At 72.0% G+C, this 16,813-nt stretch carries 15 protein-coding genes; 1 reads left to right on the forward strand and 14 read right to left on the reverse strand.

Going from position 1 to position 16,813, the window contains the following annotated elements; all coding sequences use genetic code 11:
• The 9 genes from AL2_RS08670 to AL2_RS08710 all read right to left on the reverse strand — a co-directional run bounded on the left by AL2_RS08670 (position 1) and on the right by AL2_RS08710 (position 8,886).
• Positions 1-1,320: an amylo-alpha-1,6-glucosidase gene (locus tag AL2_RS08670; RefSeq protein WP_067631715.1), complete on the reverse strand. Its 1,320-nt coding sequence runs from the start codon at positions 1,318-1,320 to the stop codon at positions 1-3.
• 124 nt (positions 1,321-1,444) lie between these two features.
• Entirely contained in the window at positions 1,445-2,251 is an 807-nt protein-coding gene (locus tag AL2_RS08675; protein WP_067631717.1) for an HAD family hydrolase, read from the reverse strand.
• A complete protein-coding gene (locus AL2_RS38465) occupies positions 2,248-3,360 on the reverse strand; it encodes a cysteine protease StiP family protein (protein ID WP_067631720.1) in 1,113 nt (370 codons plus the stop codon). Before AL2_RS38465 ends, AL2_RS08675 begins: the two co-directional genes overlap by 4 nt.
• Positions 3,357-4,709: a phosphoribosyltransferase family protein gene (locus AL2_RS38470; protein ID WP_067631721.1), complete on the reverse strand. Its 1,353-nt coding sequence runs from the start codon at positions 4,707-4,709 to the stop codon at positions 3,357-3,359. The genes AL2_RS38465 and AL2_RS38470 overlap by 4 nt, the downstream gene beginning before the upstream one ends.
• Positions 4,706-5,863, reverse strand: coding sequence for an HpcH/HpaI aldolase/citrate lyase family protein (locus tag AL2_RS08690; RefSeq protein WP_067631723.1), 1,158 nt, complete (start codon positions 5,861-5,863; stop codon positions 4,706-4,708). Before AL2_RS08690 ends, AL2_RS38470 begins: the two co-directional genes overlap by 4 nt.
• A 17-nt stretch (positions 5,864-5,880) precedes the next feature.
• Positions 5,881-6,459 carry a TerD family protein gene (locus AL2_RS08695; protein ID WP_067631725.1) on the reverse strand — a complete coding sequence of 193 codons (579 nt, stop codon included), beginning with the start codon at positions 6,457-6,459 and terminating at the stop codon, positions 5,881-5,883.
• Between the two features lie 51 nt (positions 6,460-6,510).
• Positions 6,511-7,638: a DUF475 domain-containing protein gene (locus AL2_RS08700; protein ID WP_067631727.1), complete on the reverse strand. Its 1,128-nt coding sequence runs from the start codon at positions 7,636-7,638 to the stop codon at positions 6,511-6,513.
• A gap of 62 nt (positions 7,639-7,700) precedes the next feature.
• Positions 7,701-8,279 carry a TerD family protein gene (locus AL2_RS08705; RefSeq protein ID WP_067631729.1) on the reverse strand — a complete coding sequence of 193 codons (579 nt, stop codon included), beginning with the start codon at positions 8,277-8,279 and terminating at the stop codon, positions 7,701-7,703.
• A 31-nt stretch (positions 8,280-8,310) separates the two neighbouring features.
• Entirely contained in the window at positions 8,311-8,886 is a 576-nt protein-coding gene (locus tag AL2_RS08710; RefSeq protein WP_067631731.1) for a TerD family protein, read from the reverse strand.
• A 196-nt stretch (positions 8,887-9,082) separates the two neighbouring features.
• Between AL2_RS08710 and AL2_RS08715 the strand changes: the two genes are divergently transcribed.
• Positions 9,083-10,339, forward strand: a complete 1,257-nt coding sequence (locus AL2_RS08715; protein WP_067631732.1) for a molecular chaperone DnaJ — start codon at positions 9,083-9,085, stop codon at positions 10,337-10,339.
• A gap of 8 nt (positions 10,340-10,347) precedes the next feature.
• Here the strand turns inward: AL2_RS08715 and efeB are convergent, their stop codons facing one another.
• From efeB to dnaG, 5 genes are all read right to left on the reverse strand, one after another.
• Positions 10,348-11,574, reverse strand: coding sequence for an iron uptake transporter deferrochelatase/peroxidase subunit (gene efeB, locus AL2_RS08720; protein WP_067631734.1), 1,227 nt, complete (start codon positions 11,572-11,574; stop codon positions 10,348-10,350).
• A 37-nt stretch (positions 11,575-11,611) separates the two neighbouring features.
• Positions 11,612-12,742 (reverse strand): iron uptake system protein EfeO, encoded by a 1,131-nt coding sequence (efeO, locus tag AL2_RS08725; protein ID WP_067631736.1) that lies wholly within the window; start codon positions 12,740-12,742, stop codon positions 11,612-11,614.
• A 137-nt stretch (positions 12,743-12,879) separates the two neighbouring features.
• Positions 12,880-13,347 carry a YbjQ family protein gene (locus AL2_RS08730; protein WP_067631738.1) on the reverse strand — a complete coding sequence of 156 codons (468 nt, stop codon included), beginning with the start codon at positions 13,345-13,347 and terminating at the stop codon, positions 12,880-12,882.
• 136 nt (positions 13,348-13,483) lie between these two features.
• Entirely contained in the window at positions 13,484-14,629 is a 1,146-nt protein-coding gene (rpoD, locus tag AL2_RS08735; protein ID WP_067631740.1) for an RNA polymerase sigma factor RpoD, read from the reverse strand.
• A gap of 71 nt (positions 14,630-14,700) precedes the next feature.
• Positions 14,701-16,638, reverse strand: coding sequence for a DNA primase (gene dnaG, locus AL2_RS08740; protein ID WP_067631742.1), 1,938 nt, complete (start codon positions 16,636-16,638; stop codon positions 14,701-14,703).
• Between the last annotated feature and the right edge of the window lie 175 nt (positions 16,639-16,813).

Raw genomic sequence — 16,813 nt, forward strand, 5'->3', positions numbered from 1 at the left:
TCAGGCGGCCTGGGGTGCGCGGCGGGCCCCGAGAAGGTCCAGGACGAGGGCGGCGGACCAGGCGTAGTCGTGGCTGCCGCGGCCGGTGCCGTCGAACGGGTCGAAGAACTCGCGGAAGCCGGACTGGCGGACGAGCCGCATGGTGGAGCCGTAGAGCAGGTCGGCGACGACGGGGAGGCCGTGGCCGAGGGCGCCGTACCAGATGAGCCAGTTGGTGCTGATCCAGGTGGGGCCGCGCCAGTAGCCGGCGCGGTCGAAGGCCGGGGCCTGGATGTCGCAGGTGGGGACGGGGTAGCCGGCGGCCCCGGCGAAGCGGGCCGACAGGAGCAGGTCGACGAGGTTGCGGACGACCGGGGCCGGCAGTTCGGGGTCGAGGAGGGGGCCGAAGGAGCCGACGGTGATGACGGGCAGCAGCCGGTCGTCGCGGAGGTCGCGGGCGCGGAAGCAGCCGGTCTCGGGGTCCCAGAGGCGGTCGAGGACGGCGCGGTGGACGCGGTCGGCGCGTTCGCGGTGCGGCACCGGATCGGCGCCGACGATCTCGGCGATGTCGGCGAGGGCGTGGGTGGAGGCGAGGTAGACGGCGTTGACGAGGGGGTCCTCGACGGCGAACGGGTGCGCTTCGCGGAGGTAGGCGGGCTGGTAGCCGGCCTCCCGCATGAGGGCGACGAGGCGGACGTAGCGTTCGTAGTCCTCGCCGGTGGGGAGGGTGTGGGGGCGCTGCGCGGGCGCGTAGGAGGACGGCGGGAGCCGGAGGGCGCCGAGGGGCCGGTCCCAGGCGGGGCTGTTGTCGAGCCCGGACTCCCAGGGGTGGCAGATGGCGATGAGGCCGCTGGAGTCGAGGTCGCGGGCGCGGGCCAGGTAGCGGTGCTGCGCGGTCAGCATCGGGTAGAGGCGGGCCAGGAAGGCCCGGCTGCTGTCGATGTCGGTGGCGCATTCGTGCAGGCGGAGGGCGGCGAGGGCGTGCAGCGGCGGCTGGGTGAGCCCGGAGGTGTGGACGCCGCGCGGGGCGCCCGGCTGCCGCTCGCTGCGCCACAGTTCCGGGCCGGGGAAGAAGGCGTGCCGGGCGAGGCGGGTGTCGAAGACGATGTGCGGGAGCATCCCGTCGGCCCACTGGCCGCGGAACAGGGAGAGCAGTTCGGCCTCGGCGCGGTCGCGGCGGTGGCGGGCGAGGCCCATGCTGATGAACGCGGCGTCCCAGCTCCACTGGTGCGGGTAGAGGCCGGGCGACGCGGCGGTCGCCGTGCCTGTCCAGTTGGCGTCGAGCACTCGCGCCGCGGCCTTCCACAGCGCGGTCTCGTCGCCGGTCAGACGGGAGCTCATGTGGTCCAGGTGACCTCCTCTGCACGGGAGGGGTTCACTCGTGATTGTCACCTCAGAACGCGGCCACGGCGACCCCTGCGGGTGTGTCGATTCTCAACGCGCGCGGGTGCGGGGCCGTGATTTTCTACGGTGCGGTGGCGCGTTCGAGGAGCCATTCCGCGATCTCCTCGCCTGCGGCGATGCCGCGCGCGGTGGTGACGGCGGCCGTGGGGGACGTCCAGCCGGTGTCGTGCAGTTCGCCGTGGGCGGGACGGATCGACAGGTCGGCGGCTTCGAGCAGTTCGATGTCGAGGAGCGAGTCACCGGCGGCCAGCATCGCGGACGCTCCGGCGCGGCGGGCGACCTCCTCGGCGGCCGCGGCCTTGGTGAGGCAGGCGGGCAGGCAGTAGACCTTGCGGCCTTGCAGGGACGTCCGCCAGCCGCGTTCGGCGCACCAGCCGGTGAGGTCCTCGACCCAGCGTGCGGGCAGTGCAGTCCGGTCGACGACCGTGTAGGCGAACAGGTCCGATGCCGTGCGCTGCTTCAAGACGAAGTCACCGCTCGACTGGACGAGATGGTGCTGGACGTCCGCCAGCGGTGCGCATCCGTCGGCGACCCGTTGCCGGACGGCCTCCGCCCATGCCGGGTCGTCCTCGCCGTCCACGAGGAGGTGGCCGCCGTTGGCGCAGATGGCGTACGGGGGCGGCTTTTCCAGTAGGTGGACGCGCCGGTACTGCTCGGGTGTGCGCGTCGTCGTCGGAACGAAGGCCGCGGCCGTCGACAGGGCTTCGAGGGTGCGCGCGGAAGACTCGGTCATGTAGGAGAGCGGTGCCCCCTGGTAGAACTCCACGCAGAGGAGGCGCGGCATGGCCTCGTCCGGGCCGCCCAAGGCGAAGGCGGCCTGGGAGTAGATGAGCGTGCGGTCCAGGTCCGAGCACACCAGGACGGTCACTGGACGGCTCCCTTGCCGAAGCGGGGATGGATGAACCCCATGCACGCGTAGGGGAACCGGCCGGGCTCGACCTCATGGACGCGCACACCGCGTTCGCCGGCGAGCAGTCGTATGTGCGTGACTTCGGGCCCGGCGTCGGCCCGTACGAGGACCTTCCAGGGGACGCGCCGCAGCAGCACCCGGGTCGTCTCCCCGATGCCCGGTTTGACGAGGTTGAGGTCGTCGATCCCCTCCGCCTCGGCGCAGCGCCGGACGGCCTCCCACCCCGACCAGTCGGGGGCGCGGTCGGCGGCACGGTGATCGGGCAGATCCTTGGCGACGCGTTCGGCCACGTCCGGGAACCGTGCGCACACGGCGTCGAGGAACACGGCCGACACGTCGTCGCCGGCCAGCTCCCGGTAGAACTTCGCGCCGTGGAAGTCGCCCGGCCCGATCAGCGCGGCGTTCAGGACCGTCCGGCTGACCAGGCCGGACACAGTCGAGTTGAGGCAGGCGGACGGGATCAGGTAGTCGTCGCGCGTGCCGTGGAGGGACGTGCACCGACCCGGATCGGCGAGGACCGCGAGGTCGGCGGAGAACGGATGCGCCTCCAGCGCGGCGGCCAGCTCCCGCGTGATCGCCCCCTTGCCCGTCCAGCCGTCCACGAACATGACTGACGCGGGGTCGTGGTGCTCGGCGAGGTACCGCAGCGCCACGGTGTCGATGCCCCGGCCGCGGACGATGCTGACGGCGTAGTGGGGAAGGTCGAGGCCGTGCGCGTACCGGGCCCAGCGCCGCATCAGGATCCCGACGGGCGTCCCGGCCCGCGCCAGCGACACCAGGATGGCCCCCGGCCCGCGCTCGGCGAGGACCATCTCGGTGACCAGCCCGGTCGCGTAGGCGAGCCGCTCCGCCGACGCCTCCAGCGCCCGGTGGAAGAGCTGCCGGTACTCGGGGCCCGGCTGGTACTCGACCGGGAGCGATTCGGCGTAGTGGGCGCGTCCAGCCTGGATCGCGGCCTCACGTTCCTCTGTGGGCGCCTCCAGCCGCACATGCGAGAGGTCCTTGAGCAGCCACGCGACGTCTTCTGCGGGGTAGCTGCCGAAGGACGGCCCGTACAGCGGCTTCACGAGTCCCTCCTACGGGCGGGGACGGTGGCGACCAGTACCGGGGCAAGCGCGCGCAGCCGTTCCAAGAGCCCGTCAGCGAGAGCCGCACTGTCCCCGATGTCGTCCACCACGAACACGATCTGGTCGAACCCGCTTTGACCGGAGCCGGGAGCCACGTTGTAGGCGTACCGCTCCCCCGGCCCGTCGGCGGGGTCGTCATGCGAAGGGAACACCAGGCGAGTTCTTATGGCGTACCCAGGGTCGTCCACGGCGAGCACAGGTGAACGCGTGGTCGTCGAGTAGCGGACGTGCACCTCCGGCAGCGCATCGGCGAGCGCCTCCGCGAGACGCAGCGGGGCGTACATCAGCTCTTCGAAGCCCAGCACGAGCACGCGCGAGACGTCGTCAAGGCCCGCGGCAAGGGTGTCGGCCATCCGGGCGAGGTCCTTCTCCAGGCGCGTCCGGTGCTCGGGGAGGAAGCCGTGGCGGCCGCCGTCCGGTACCCCGGCGGGCCAGTCCAGCGCGGCCCGCGACACCCCGGACGGCGGCCCGTCCGGGACGGTGGAACCGCCGGAGAGCCCGGCGACGAGCGCCTGCCCCGCCTCCAGGATCCCTCCGGGAAGCTCGACATGCCCGCCGGCCAGCGCCACCGCGTCGATGCGGGCCCCCAGCCGGGCGGCGAGATCGTCCATCCGCGCCCGGTCGGCGGAGCCGCGCAGGTCGACCAGGGCGGCCAGCACGTAATGGCTCCTCGGCCGGACGGCGTGCAATGCCTCGATGGTGTTCAGCACCGTCCGGCCCGTGGAGAGCTCGTCGTCCACCAGCACGACCGGCGCGTCGCGGTCGAGCATCGCCGGATCGGCGGGCAGCAGCAGATGGCTCGTGGCGTGGCTGTGCTCTTCCTCGAACCCGCCGTAGGCGGCGAATCCGGGCACGGGACGCCGTGTCGAGTGCAGGTAGTAGGCGCCGCCCAGAGCGTCCGCCACCGAATGCCCCAAAGCGGTGGCGGTCTCGGCATAGCCCAGGACGATCGCGTCCACGGGCACCCGAGGCGCACGCATGAGGTCACGCAAGCCGGCGGCGGCCCCAGGCACACCGCTCAGCGCCTCCGACAGAAGCGAACCGGGATGGGACGGCTCCTCGCCCCGCAGGCGCGCGCGCACAAGCTCGCCCAGCAGCAGCCCAGACCCGTACACAAGCCGAGGGTCGGTCGGCACGTGCTTGCCCAGCACGGCCGACACCAGCAGGTGCGCACGACGCGGATTGCGGCGCACGGCCAGTCCCACAAGGGACGACAGCCCGGCCCCCACCGGGCGCGTACCGTCCGTCAGCCGCACCCCGAGGCGCGACGACACCCAGGCGGAGGTCACCGGCTGCCCGCCGCTTCCAGCAGCTCGACGAACGTCACGCCCTCCGCCGCGACCCCGAACACCTGGGCGCGCAGCATCAGCCGCCGGGCCCAGGCGCGGTGCGGTTTCGCCTCGTTCATCTTGTTGGCGTAGGAGCTGGCCATCGCCCCGCCCCCGGTGACGCCGAGGATGTCGGCGGCGTCGCAGTACTCCTCGTGCGTCACCACCGACAGGGCGTGGACGGCCGCGACATGGCTCGGATGGATCACGGTCTTGCCGGTGAGGCCGTTGGCCTTGTCCAGGTGCACCTCGCGGATCAGCCCGTCCAGGTCCGAGGTGATCAGCCGCTGCCGCAGCGGCGCCGCCTGCTGCGCGTCGAACGGCGACTGGCGGAGCTGCGGCTTGAACATCCGCTCCCCCGCCGAGAAGTACTCCCACACCGGCCCCGTCACCACGTACCCGGTGCCGTCGGCGCGGCCGAGGACGTTCACCACGTCGCAGATCACGCCCGCGACCGGCTGGATGTCGTAGATCGTGAGGTCCGGCGGGCGGCGCAGCCCGTACGCGGCGGACATGTCCGCCGCGCCGAGCCGGACGGCCAGGATCCGCGGCCGGTGCTTGGCCAGCAGCCGCGCCACGTCGTGCAGCATCTCCGCGCGGGTCTCCGCGTACACCGCCTCCGCGCTCTCGATCACCGGCATCGCCAGCAGCCGCTGCCCGGTGCGGTCGGCGGCGTCCGCCAGCGCGTCGAGGAACGCTCCACCGCCCGCCGGGCCGAACTTCGGCAGCACGAACCCGCTGACCAGCGCGGCGGCGGCGCCGAGCCGGCCGAGCAGGTCGCCGATCTGCCGGGGGTCGCGGACCCGGACGAACAGGAGCGGCACGTCCGCGCCCCGGCCGGACAGGGTGCGCAGCTGCGCCACCAGGTTCGCCTCGCCGGCCGCCACCTCGTCGTCGCCGATCGCGTCCTCCAGGCACACGACCAGGCTCATCACGCCCCGCTGCGCGGCCCGCTCGATGTCGGCGGCGAGCGCGGGACGGGTGGCGGGGCAGTACAGCGTCGCGCCGAGCGCCACCGCCAGCACCGCCGGGTCGCCGTGCCGGTCGAACGGGCGAGGCTGGCGGTAGAACAGGTGCTTGCGACGCACGGCGTCGATGTGGTCGAAATGCCGCATGGACGGCGGTCAGCCCGTCACAGGTGGGTGGCCACGGCCGGCAGCAGGTGCTGGAACGTGCGGCCGGTCGCGGTCGCGCCGATCGCCGTCATCGACCAGCCCTGCCCGTCCCGCGACACCTTCGCCATGATCTGCGCGTTGTGCTGGCCGGTGCCGCTCAGGTCGTAGCGGGCGATCTCCTGGCCGGTGCTCTCGTCCACCAGCCGGCAGAACGCGTTCGCGATCTGGGAGAAGTCCTGCCCGGTGAACGAGTTCACCGTGAACACCAGCTGGGTCACGTTGGCCGGGACGCCCTGCAGGTCGACGTTGATGACCTCGTCGTCGCCCTCGCCCTCGCCGGTCAGGTTGTCGCCGGTGTGCAGGACGGACCCGTCCTTGCTGCGCAGCTGCCGGAACCACACCTGGTCGGCGAGGTTCCCGGCGGCGTCGAACAGCAGGCAGGACGCGTCCAGGTCGATGGACTGGGCCTTGCTCTTGCCGAACAGGCCCTTCTTGGCGACGGCGTCCCAGCCGAGGCCCATCCGGACCCGGCTGAGGGTGCCGCCGCCGGGTTTGGCGAGCGAGACCTTCTGGCCCTTCTGCAGCGAGATCGACATCGTTCGGCTCCTTCGGTGGATCGGTGCTGGTCGCGGAGGGGGTCGGGCCGCTCAGACGTTGCTGGAGTGCAGCTGCTTGCCGTCGCCGGACGGCGATCCGGAGGCGTCCCCGTCCGCGCCGCGGTTGCGGACGACGGAGCTGATGAACGCCGCGATGATCAGGCCGGCGCCGAGCCCGCCGGTGATCCACTCCGGGACGTGGTGCCCGATGCTGATCAGCATGCAGGTCGCGAGGGCGCCGATCGCCCAGTGCGCGCCGTGCTCCAGGTAGACGTACTCGTGCAGGGTCCCCTTGCGGACCAGGAAGACGGTCAGGGACCGGATGTACATGGCGCCGATGCCGAGGCCCAGCGCGATGACGATCGGGTCGGTGCTGATCGCGAACGCGCCGATGACGCCGTCGAAGCTGAACGAGGCGTCCAGCACCTCCAGGTAGAGGAAGAGGAAGAACCCGGCCTTGCCGGTGGCCAGCGCCAGCGGGGTGGGGCCGGACCGCGCCGGCGCGGCCTCGCCGCCCTCGTCGGCGCCGTCCCCGTCCTCGTCCTCGTCGTCCTCGCCCGCCCCGGAGAACAGCTCGCCGAGCCCGTTGACGAGGATGTAGGTCACCATGCCGAGCACGCCCGCGATCATGACGCTGCCCGGGTCCTTCGCGGTCAGCCACGACACGAACGCGAGCGAGCCGCCCGCGACGACCACCGCGAGCTGGTCCAGCCTCCCGATGCGGGCGAGCGGCCGCTCCAGCCACGGCAGCCATTTCTCGCCGCGCTCCTCGAACACGAAGTTCAGGAACAGCATCATCAGGAACATGCCGCCGAACGCCGCGATCATCGGGTAGGCGCCGTTCATCAGCTCGTGGTAGCGGTGCGGGTCGTTCAGCGCCAGGTCGAACGCCTCGACGGGACCCAGCTTCGCCGTGATCCCGACGATCAGCAGCGGGAAGACCAGCCGCATGCCGAACACCGCGATCGCGATGCCGACGGTGAGGAAGATCTTCTGCCAGAAGGGGCTCATCCGGTCGAGCACCTTGGCGTTGACCACGGCGTTGTCGAACGACAGCGAGACCTCGAGGATCGCCAGCACGGCGACCAGGGCCAGCCCGGTCGGCCCGTCGTAGAAGAAGGCGGCCAGCAGCCCGATGGCCGTGACGCCGAAGGACCAGCCGAAGGTGCGAAGAATCATGCGCGTATTTCTGTGAGTGAGGACGGCCGGGCGAGACGGCCGGGTGCGGGGTGCGCCGGTCGTCAGCCGACGTTGACGCCGAAGTCCGTGGCGATGCCGGCCAGACCGGAGGCGTACCCCTGTCCGACGGCCCTGAACTTCCACTCGCCGTTGTGCCGGTACAGCTCGCCGAAGACCATCGCCGTCTCGGTGGAGGCATCCTCGGTGAGGTCGAAGCGGGCGAGCTCGTTGCCGTCGGTCCGGTTGACGATCCGGATGAAGGCGTTGCGGACCTGGCCGAAGCTCTGGTTGCGGTTGTCGGCGTCGTAGATCGACACCGGGAACACGATGCGGTCGCACTCGGCCGGCACCCCGTTGAGGTCGACGTTGATCGACTCGTCGTCGCCCTCCCCCTCGCCCGTCAGGTTGTCGCCGGTGTGCTCGACCGAGCCGTCCGGGCTCTTCAGGTTGTTGAAGAACACGAAGTGCTGGTCGGACATGACCTTGCCGGTGCCCGCGAGCATCAGCGCGGACGCGTCCAGGTCGAAGTCGGCGCCCGTGGTGGCGCGCACGTCCCAGCCGAGCCCTACGGTGACGGCGGTGAGGTTGGGCGCGGCCTTCGTCAGCGAGACGTTGCCGCCCTTGGCGAGTGAGACTCCCATTATCCGGGCCGTTCCCTTCCTGGTGGTCTGGTCAGAGGTTGACGCCGAAGTCCGTCGCGATGCCGGCCAGCCCGGACGCGTAGCCCTGGCCGACCGCGCGGAACTTCCATTCCGCGCCGTTGCGGTACAGCTCGCCGAAGACCATCGCGGTCTCCATCGAGGCGTCCTCGGACAGGTCGTAGCGCGCCATCTCGGCACCGTCGGCCTGGTTCAGCACCCGGATGTAGGCGTTGCGGACCTGCCCGAAGTTCTGCCCGCGGCTGTCGGCGTCGTAGATGGACACGGCGAACGCCACCCGCTCGGCGGCGGCCGGCATCGCGCCGAAGTTGACCTTGAGCTGCTCGTCGTCGCCCTCGCCCGCGCCGGTGGTGTTGTCGCCGCTGTGCTCGACCGCGCCGTCCGGGGTGCGCAGGTTGTTGAAGAACACGAAGTGCTGGTCGGTGATGATCTTCCCGGAGCCGTCCAGCACCATGGCGGAGGCGTCGAGGTCGAAGTCCGTGCCGGTCGTGGTGCGCAGGTCCCAGCCGAGACCGACGATCACCGCGGAGAGTCCGGGCGCCTGCTTGGTGAGCGAGACATTGCCGCCTTTGCTCAGGCTGACGGGCACGATGAGCCTCCAAGATCGCATGCCGTACGGGACGCCGCCCCGGCGCCCAGCCTTATCGACGTAGCAGCGATGCTATCCGTTCCATCCGATGCGAACCTGTGACGCCGTCCGATATGCCCGCCCGCCGATGGCGCGCCCGGGGGCGCGGAACACCCGCCGGCTAGGCCAGACTGGGCAGGGACGAAGGGAGGCAGCGGTGCGGGGACCGGGCGACCAGCGCCGCCGGGGCGGCAGGGGGGCGCAGGCGGCCGCGGCGGCGATCGAGGCGAGGGAGGCGGCGGCGGCCGCCTTCTACGACATGGACCAGGCGCAGAAGTACATCGGCGGCCGCGTCACCGTGTTCGAGGACCTGGACGCGGCGGCCGCCGCCCCGGTCCGGCGGGAGTTCGCCGGGCTGTCGGAGGCCGCCGACGCCGCGTCGATCGCGTACATCTCCGTGCTGGACGCCCACGACCTCGATGACCGTGAGCGGTCACCGGCCGAGTACGACGCGGCCCGCCGCGCGTTCATCGCGTCCACCGAGCGGCTGCAGCAGGTCACCCGGGACCTGAACGGCTTCGCCGAGCGGCTCGCCCCGAAGATGGCCCGGCTGGAGGCCGCGCTCGACCAGCTGCCGCCCCGGCTGACCGCCGCCCGCGACGCCGTGGCCGCCGCCGGCGCCGCCGTCACCGCGGCGAAGGACGCGGGGATGGACGCCTCCGACCCGGAGGCCGAGCTGGCCCGCGCCAGGGAGGTCCTCGCGCAGCTCGGCTCCGCGGGGCTGGGCGGGCTCGGGCTGGACGGCGCCATCCGCAGGGCCGAGGAGGTCCGCGACATCGCCGAGCGGGCCCGGGAGGCCGCCGCGGAGCTGCCGCAGCTCGCGCAGAAGGTCCGCAACTCGCTCGCCTCCGTCCGGACGCGGGCGGACGCCGTCGCGAACCGCGTCGGGCCCGTCCAGGAGGCGATGCGGGTCCTGCTCCGGAACTACTCACAGGCCTGCTGGCAGGACCTCAGGGGCGCGCCCGACTCCATCGAGGCGGCCGTCACGCGGGCCCGCGAGCGGCTGAACGAGGCGTCCGCGCACGTCGCCCGCACCGAGTGGAAGGAGGCGCAGCGGGCGCTCACGGCGGCGCGCACCGAGCTGAACGCCGCCGACCGCCGCGCCGGGCAGGTCACCGGGCGGGTGGAGGAGCTGAAGGCGGTCGCCGCCGACCCCGCGAAGCCCGCGGAGGGCGCCCGGTTCGCCGTCCGGGACGCGCAGCGGCTCGCCATGGCCCAGCCGGGCGGGGCCCCGCCGCAGCACGCCCGGGTCCTCGACGGGCTCGTCGAGCGGCTGGAGAACGCGCCGAATCGGCTCACCGGCGTCCACCCGGACTACTGGGCCTACCTCCAGGAACTGGAGGCCGTCAAGACGGCCGCCGGGGACGTCGTGGCCCGCATCCGCTCGGAGCGGGCCGGACAGGGACAGTCCTAGGCGAGATCCTAGGAGAAGAGGGTGTCGCCCCAGTAGCCGCCTTCGCGGACGCCCGGCGGGCACGCGTAGACGCCCGACCCGACGTGCTGGATGTACTCGTTGAGCGCGTCGGTGGCCAGCGAGCTCTGCACCGGGATGAACCCCTTGCGCGGGTCGGCCTGGAACGCGATGAAGAACAGGCCCGCCTCCAGCCGGCCGAGGCCGTCGGACCCGTCGGTGAACGAGTAGCCGCGCCGCAGGATCCGCGCGCCGTGGTTGGCGTCGGGGTGGGCGAGCCGCACGTGGGCGTCCGGCTTCATCCGCGCCAGGACGGGCTCGTCGCGCTCCTTCTCCCGCCCCACCGGCGCGCCCTCGCCCTTGCTGCGGCCGAAGATGTCCTCCTGCTCGCGCAGCGACGTCCGGTCCCACGTCTCGATGTGCATCCGGATGCGGCGGGCGACCAGGTAGGAGCCGCCCGCCATCCAGCCGTCGCCCTTCCCGGCCCAGACGTGCTCGTCCAGCAGCGCCTTGTCGTCCGCGCCGATGTTGTCGGTGCCGTCCTTGAACCCGAACAGGTTGCGCGGCGTCTGCGCGTCGGGCGTCGTCGAGGACGTCTTGCCGAACCCGAGTTGCGACCAGCGGACCGAGACCGTGCCGAACCCGATCCGCGCGAGGTTCCGGATCGCGTGGACCGCGACCTGCGGGTCGTCCGCGCACGCCTGCACGGCGATGTCGCCGCCGCTGCGGCCGGGGTCGAGGTTGTCGCCGGGGAAGTGCGGCAGGTCGACGAGGGCGGCCGGGCGGCGCGCCTTGAGGCCGAAGCGGTCCTCGCCGTCCTTCTCGAACAGCGTCGGGCCGAACCCGATCGTCAGTGTGAGCCGGGACGGCGGGAGGCCGAGCGCCTCGCCGGTGTCGTCGGGGGGCGCGACCGGCGAGCCGGCGACCGCGCCGTCGCCGACGGGCTCCCCGGCGGTCATGGCGGCCGCCGCGTCCGTCCACTCCTTGAGCATCCGGACGAGCCGGTCGCGGTCGCCGGTCGTCACGTCGAACGCGGCGAAGTGCAGCCGGTCCTGGACGGGGGTCGCGATGCCCGCCTGGTGCGCGCCGCGGAACGGGACGGCGGCGCCGGCGCCGCCGCCCTCGTCGGCGAGCGCCATCCGGTCGACGCCCGCGCCGGCGGCGGCGCCGACGAGCAGGCTCGCGCCGGAGAAGCCCAGCATCCTGCGCCGGGACATCCCCGGCCGCACCTCGGTCATCTCGCCGCCATCCCTTCCGGTTCCGTTACCGCGCTCGCTACTCGGCGACGACTTCGGCGAGCTTGGACAGCGGCTCGCCCAGCGCGTTCACCGCGTCGGCCAGGTCCTTGCGGTCGTCCTTGCCGACCTTGTCGTAGGAGACGTAGCCGTCGCCCTTCTCGTGCTTCTTCAGCAGCGCCTCGACCTTGCCGAAGTTGTCGTCGAGGTCCCCGGCGAGCTGGGCGTCCCGCTCCCGGACGACCGGCTCGAGCAGCTCGTAGATCTTCTTGGCGCCGTCCACGTTGGCCTTGAAGTCGACGAGGTCGGTGTGGCTGAACGCCTCCTCCTCGCCGGTGACCTTGCCGGTGGCGACCTCGTCGAGCAGCTCCTTCGCGCCGCCCGCCATGTCGTTGACCGGGTCGAGGGTGAGGCCGGGCAGCCGCGACTTCAGCGTCTCCAGGTCCGCCAGGAGCCGGTCGCCGTACTTCTCCTTGCCCTTGACCGAGCCGTCCTCCCAGAGCGCCTTCTCCAGCAGGTGCCAGCCGGACCAGTCCTTCTTCTCCGCCGGCTTCAGGTCGGCCTCGCGCGCGTCGACCTTCGGGTCGATGTCGCCGAACTTCTCCGCGACCGGCTCGATCGTCTCCCAGCCGACGCGGGACGGCGCGTACAGCTCCTTGGCCTTCTCGACGTCGTCCGCCTTGACCGCGTCGACGAACTCGCGGGTCTTGGCGATGGTGTCGTCGAGCCGCACGATGACGAACGCCTTGTAGTCGGCGGCGGCCTTGGCCAGCCGCGCGTCGTCGCCGGCCCCGGCCTTGCCGGAGACGGTGACGTTCTGGGACGGGCCCCTGCCGGTCTGCCCGGCGCTGCACAGCAGCTTGAACTGGCCGGCGGGCAGGTTGACCACGAAGTCGACGCTGGTGCCGGGGCCGATGTTCTCCCGCTCGGCGAGGATCTTGCCGTCCGCCTTGAGGACCTCGAACTCGTTGACCTTGGAGCCCTTGTTGGTGACCTTGAAGGTGGTCTTGCCCGCGGTGAGGTCGGTCTTGGCCACCTCGCACGTGTCGTCCGTCGCCGTCACCGGGATCGCGCCCGCGGCGCCCGCCTCGTCGTCACCGCCGCACGCCGAGAGCAGGGACATCGACACGGCGGCGGCACCGGCGAGTGCGAGGACGGACACAGGACGCATGAGGGGACTCCAGAGACGAGCAAATGGTTAGGCTTACCTAAATTAGCGAAGCCTGCCCTCAGTTCGTCAAGTGGCCCCCCGGACAGTGAGGCATCCCACGACGCGGGACGCCGTGCCGCCCGCTCGGCGGGGCCCGCTCAGCGGGGCCGGTCCTGCAGTCCCATCGTGAGGTTGCGGGCGGCCATCGGCGGGCCGCCCTGCTGCGGGTCCCCGTACGGCGGGACGTGGCCCTGCTGCGGGGGCCGCTGCTGCTGGTACTGCGGCGCCTGCTCGCGGTGCTGCTGCGCCGGCTCCGCCCAGACGGCCGTCCCGTACGCGCAGACCTCGAAGCCGCGGCCCACCTGGGCGGTGTCGAAGCGCATGCCGACGACCGTGTTCGCGCCCTTGCGGCGCGCCTCCTCGCCGAGCCGGTCGAGCGCCTCCCGGCGCGCCGCGGCGAGGCTGACCGCCGGCCGCTCCCCGGTCACCCGGAAGGTCGCGCTGCTCCCGGCCTGCCCGGCCTGCGGCGCCGCGCCCTGGTCGGCCTGGAGCGACGTCCCGAGGACCTCCCCGAGCACGCTCCTGATCTCGTGCCCCGGCACGCCGTCAGTCGTCACGATCAGCATGCTCACCACGGTAGATGCACCGTGGACGAAATGCGACGAAATGCCAGGAGTTGCCGGATATACGACCGTCCTCCCGGCGGCGCGGCCGGGAGGACGGTCGGTCATTCCGGGTCGGTCGGTCGTTCCAGGCCGGTCATCACTCCAGGTACTCGCGGAGCATCTGGGCGCGGGACGGGTGGCGCAGCTTCGCCAGCGTCTTGGACTCGATCTGCCGGATCCGCTCCCGCGTCACGCCGAACTCGCGGCCGACCTCCTCCAGGGTGCGGGGATGGCCGTCGGCCAGGCCGAAGCGCAGCTGGATGATGCGCTGCTCCCGGTCCGACAGGGTGCCGAGGATGTCCTCCAGCTGGTCCTGGAGAAGGATGAACGCCGCGGCCTCGATCGGCACGACGGCGTCCGCGTCCTCGATGAAGTCGCCGAGGTCGGAGTCCTCCTCGCCGATCGGCGACTGCAGCGAGACCGGTTCCTGGGCGATGCGCTGGATCTCCACCACCCGGACGGGCGACAGGCCCATCTCCAGGCCGATCTCCTCGGGGGTCGGCTCCCGGCCGAGGTCCTGGTGCATCTGCCGCTGCACCCGGACCAGCTTGTTGATCGTCTCCACCATGTGGACCGGGATCCGGATCGTCCGGGCCTGGTCGGCGATCGCCCGGGTGATCGCCTGCCGGATCCACCAGGTGGCGTAGGTCGAGAACTTGAACCCCTTGGTGTAGTCGAATTTCTCGACCGCACGGATGAGCCCGAGATTTCCCTCCTGGATCAGGTCGAGGAACAGCATTCCCCGGCCGACGTAGCGTTTGGCGATCGAGACCACGAGCCGCAGGTTGGCCTCGATCAGGCGTTGCTTCGCCCGCATGCCTTCGCGGGAGAGCAGTTCGAGGTCGAGCAGCTCGCCGCGGGCGAGGACGGCGGTGCGCGCCATCTTCTCCTCGGCGAACAGTCCCGCCTCGATCGATTTCGCGAGTTCTACTTCATCTTCTGCCGTGAGAAGCGGTACGCGACCGATCTCTCTCAGATAGATCCGGACCAGGTCGCTCGTCGGCGCCCGCTTGCCGAGGTCTCCCTCATCCGCTCGCGCGACGTCCTCGGTCTCCTGCTGAGACTCGAGAACCTCCACCCCCTGCTCTGCGAGCATCCGCACGACCCGTTCCATGGAGTCGTCCGGCAAGTCCGAGCGATCGAGTGCGGCAGCAACGTCCTCGACGGTCACACCGCCGCGTTCTCTGCCACGTGCGACGAGGTCCGCCACCTGATCAACCGATGGCGCCTCGCTTGGCAGCACCGAAGGGCCCACGCAGACAGTCTGCGTCAAAGGGGGCCTAGATCACAGGACCCATTTTGCGGTCTCTTGGCTTACTGTGATCCAAGCCCTCGCTCCCGCAACACCCGTCTCTGCTGCTCAAGCGCGACAAGATCGCCGAACAGCTTGTGGTACTCCTCCGCCGCCTCGACCGGATTCAGCCGCCCGAGTTTAGATTTCGCCTCCGCGATCATGCGGGTGAGCTGGCGTTCCTGGATCCGGGCGAGTAGTTCAACGGCATAACGGTCATCCGATTCATGGGCGGACCGGACCGGTTCCACGCCGAGCCTGGTGATGAGCTCCCTGACCTGGTCGTTCGGGGCGGTCTCCAGGAGCCGGCCGACCCATTCGGGAACGGCCCCGGCCGCCGCGACGCCGCCCGCCTGCGCGACCACCGCGCGCACCGCCGCGTGCGGCGGCGCGATGAACGCCTCCGCCGGGACCTCGTCGAACCCCGGCCCGAGCACCGCCGGCCGCTGCACGGCCAGTTTCAGCAGCTCGCGCTCACGCTGCACCTCGGGATCGGACGGGTCGAACGCCGGCCGCCGCGGGGCCGGCGGCTCGGCGGGCCCGTTCTCGTCCCGCCCGTTGCCGCCGTACCGGCCGGGACGGCCGTTTCCGGCCGGGGCGCGCCCCGCCTGAGCGCGCGCGTGCCGCCGGTTCGCCAGCTCGCGGACGCGGCGCAGCACGAACTGCTCGTCCATGATGCCGAGCCAGCGGTCGAGGTTGACCGCGTACATGTGCCGGCGCGACCGGTCCTTGATGGCGGCGACCACGGGGGCCGCCGCGTCCAGCGCGGCGAGCCGCCCCTCGACGGTGTCGAGGTCGTGCTGCTCGATGGCGCTGCGCACCGCGAACTCGAACAGCGGCAGCCGGGCGGCGACCAGGTCGCGCACCGCCGCGTCGCCGTGCCGGATCCGCAGGTCGCACGGGTCGAGCCCGTCCGGCTGGACGGCGACGAACGTCTGCGAGACGAACTTCTGCTCGTCGTCGAACGCGCGCAGCGCCGCCTTCCGGCCGGCCGCGTCGCCGTCGAAGGTGAAGATCACCTCGCCGCGGAACTCGTCCTGGTCCATGAGCAGCCGGCGCAGCACCTTGATGTGGTCGTCGCCGAACGCCGTCCCGCAGGTGGCGATCGCCGTCGGGACGCCCGCGAGGTGGCAGGCCATCACATCGGTGTAGCCCTCGACCACCACGGCCTGCCGGCGCCGCGCGATCTCCTTCTTCGCCAGGTCGGCGCCGTACAGCACCGAGCCCTTGTGGAAGAGGGGCGACTCGGGGGTGTTCAGGTACTTGGGGCCGTCGTCGTCCTCGTAGAGCCTGCGGGCGCCGAACGCGATGACGTCGCCGGACAGGTCGCGGATCGGCCACATCAGCCGGCCGCGGAACCGGTCCATCGGGCCGCGCCGGCCCTCCTTGGCGAGGCCGCCCGCGACGATGTCGCGGTCGGCGAACCCGCGCCCGCGCAGGTGCCGGACGAGGCCCTCCCATTCGCGGGGCGCGAACCCGACGCCGAAGCGGGCGGCGTCGGCGGCCTCGAAGCCCCGTTCCGACAGGAACGTCCGCCCGATCGCCCCGTCGGCGGAGTTCAGCTGCTCGGTGTAGTACTCGGCGGCGGCCTTGTGCGCCTCGATCAGCCGCGCGCGCTGCCCGCCGTCCTGCCGGGGGCCCCCGCGCCCGCCGCCGTCCTCGTAGCGCAGCTGGATGCCGGCCTGGCCGGCGAGCCGCTCCACCGCCTCGGAGAACGGCAGATGCTCGATCTCCTGGACGAACTTGATGACGTCGCCGCCCGCCTCGCAGCCGAAGCAGAAGTACAGGCCGCGCGAGGGCGTCACGTTGAACGACGGCGACTTCTCGTCGTGGAACGGGCAGAGGCCCTTGAGGTTGCCACCGCCCGCGCTGCGCAGCTGCAGGTACTCGCCGATCACGGCGTCGATGGACGCACGCTCCCGGACGAGTGCGATGTCCTCATTGCGAATCCGGCCTGCCACGATGAAGGAGTCTACGGCGGGCCCGCGACATACGGCGCGCCGCCGTCCGAACCGGCGTCGTCCCCGCCGGCGCGGCGCCCTCCGGGCGGCGCGGGCCCCTCCGGCGCCGGCCGGAAACCGGTGGCCGATGGCCGGACTCGGCCGGACCATGCGCAGGTAACCCCGGATTCACTCT

Origin of the sequence: Actinomadura latina NBRC 106108, assembly GCF_001552195.1 — a bacterium.
Lineage (GTDB): Bacteria > Actinomycetota > Actinomycetes > Streptosporangiales > Streptosporangiaceae > Spirillospora > Spirillospora latina.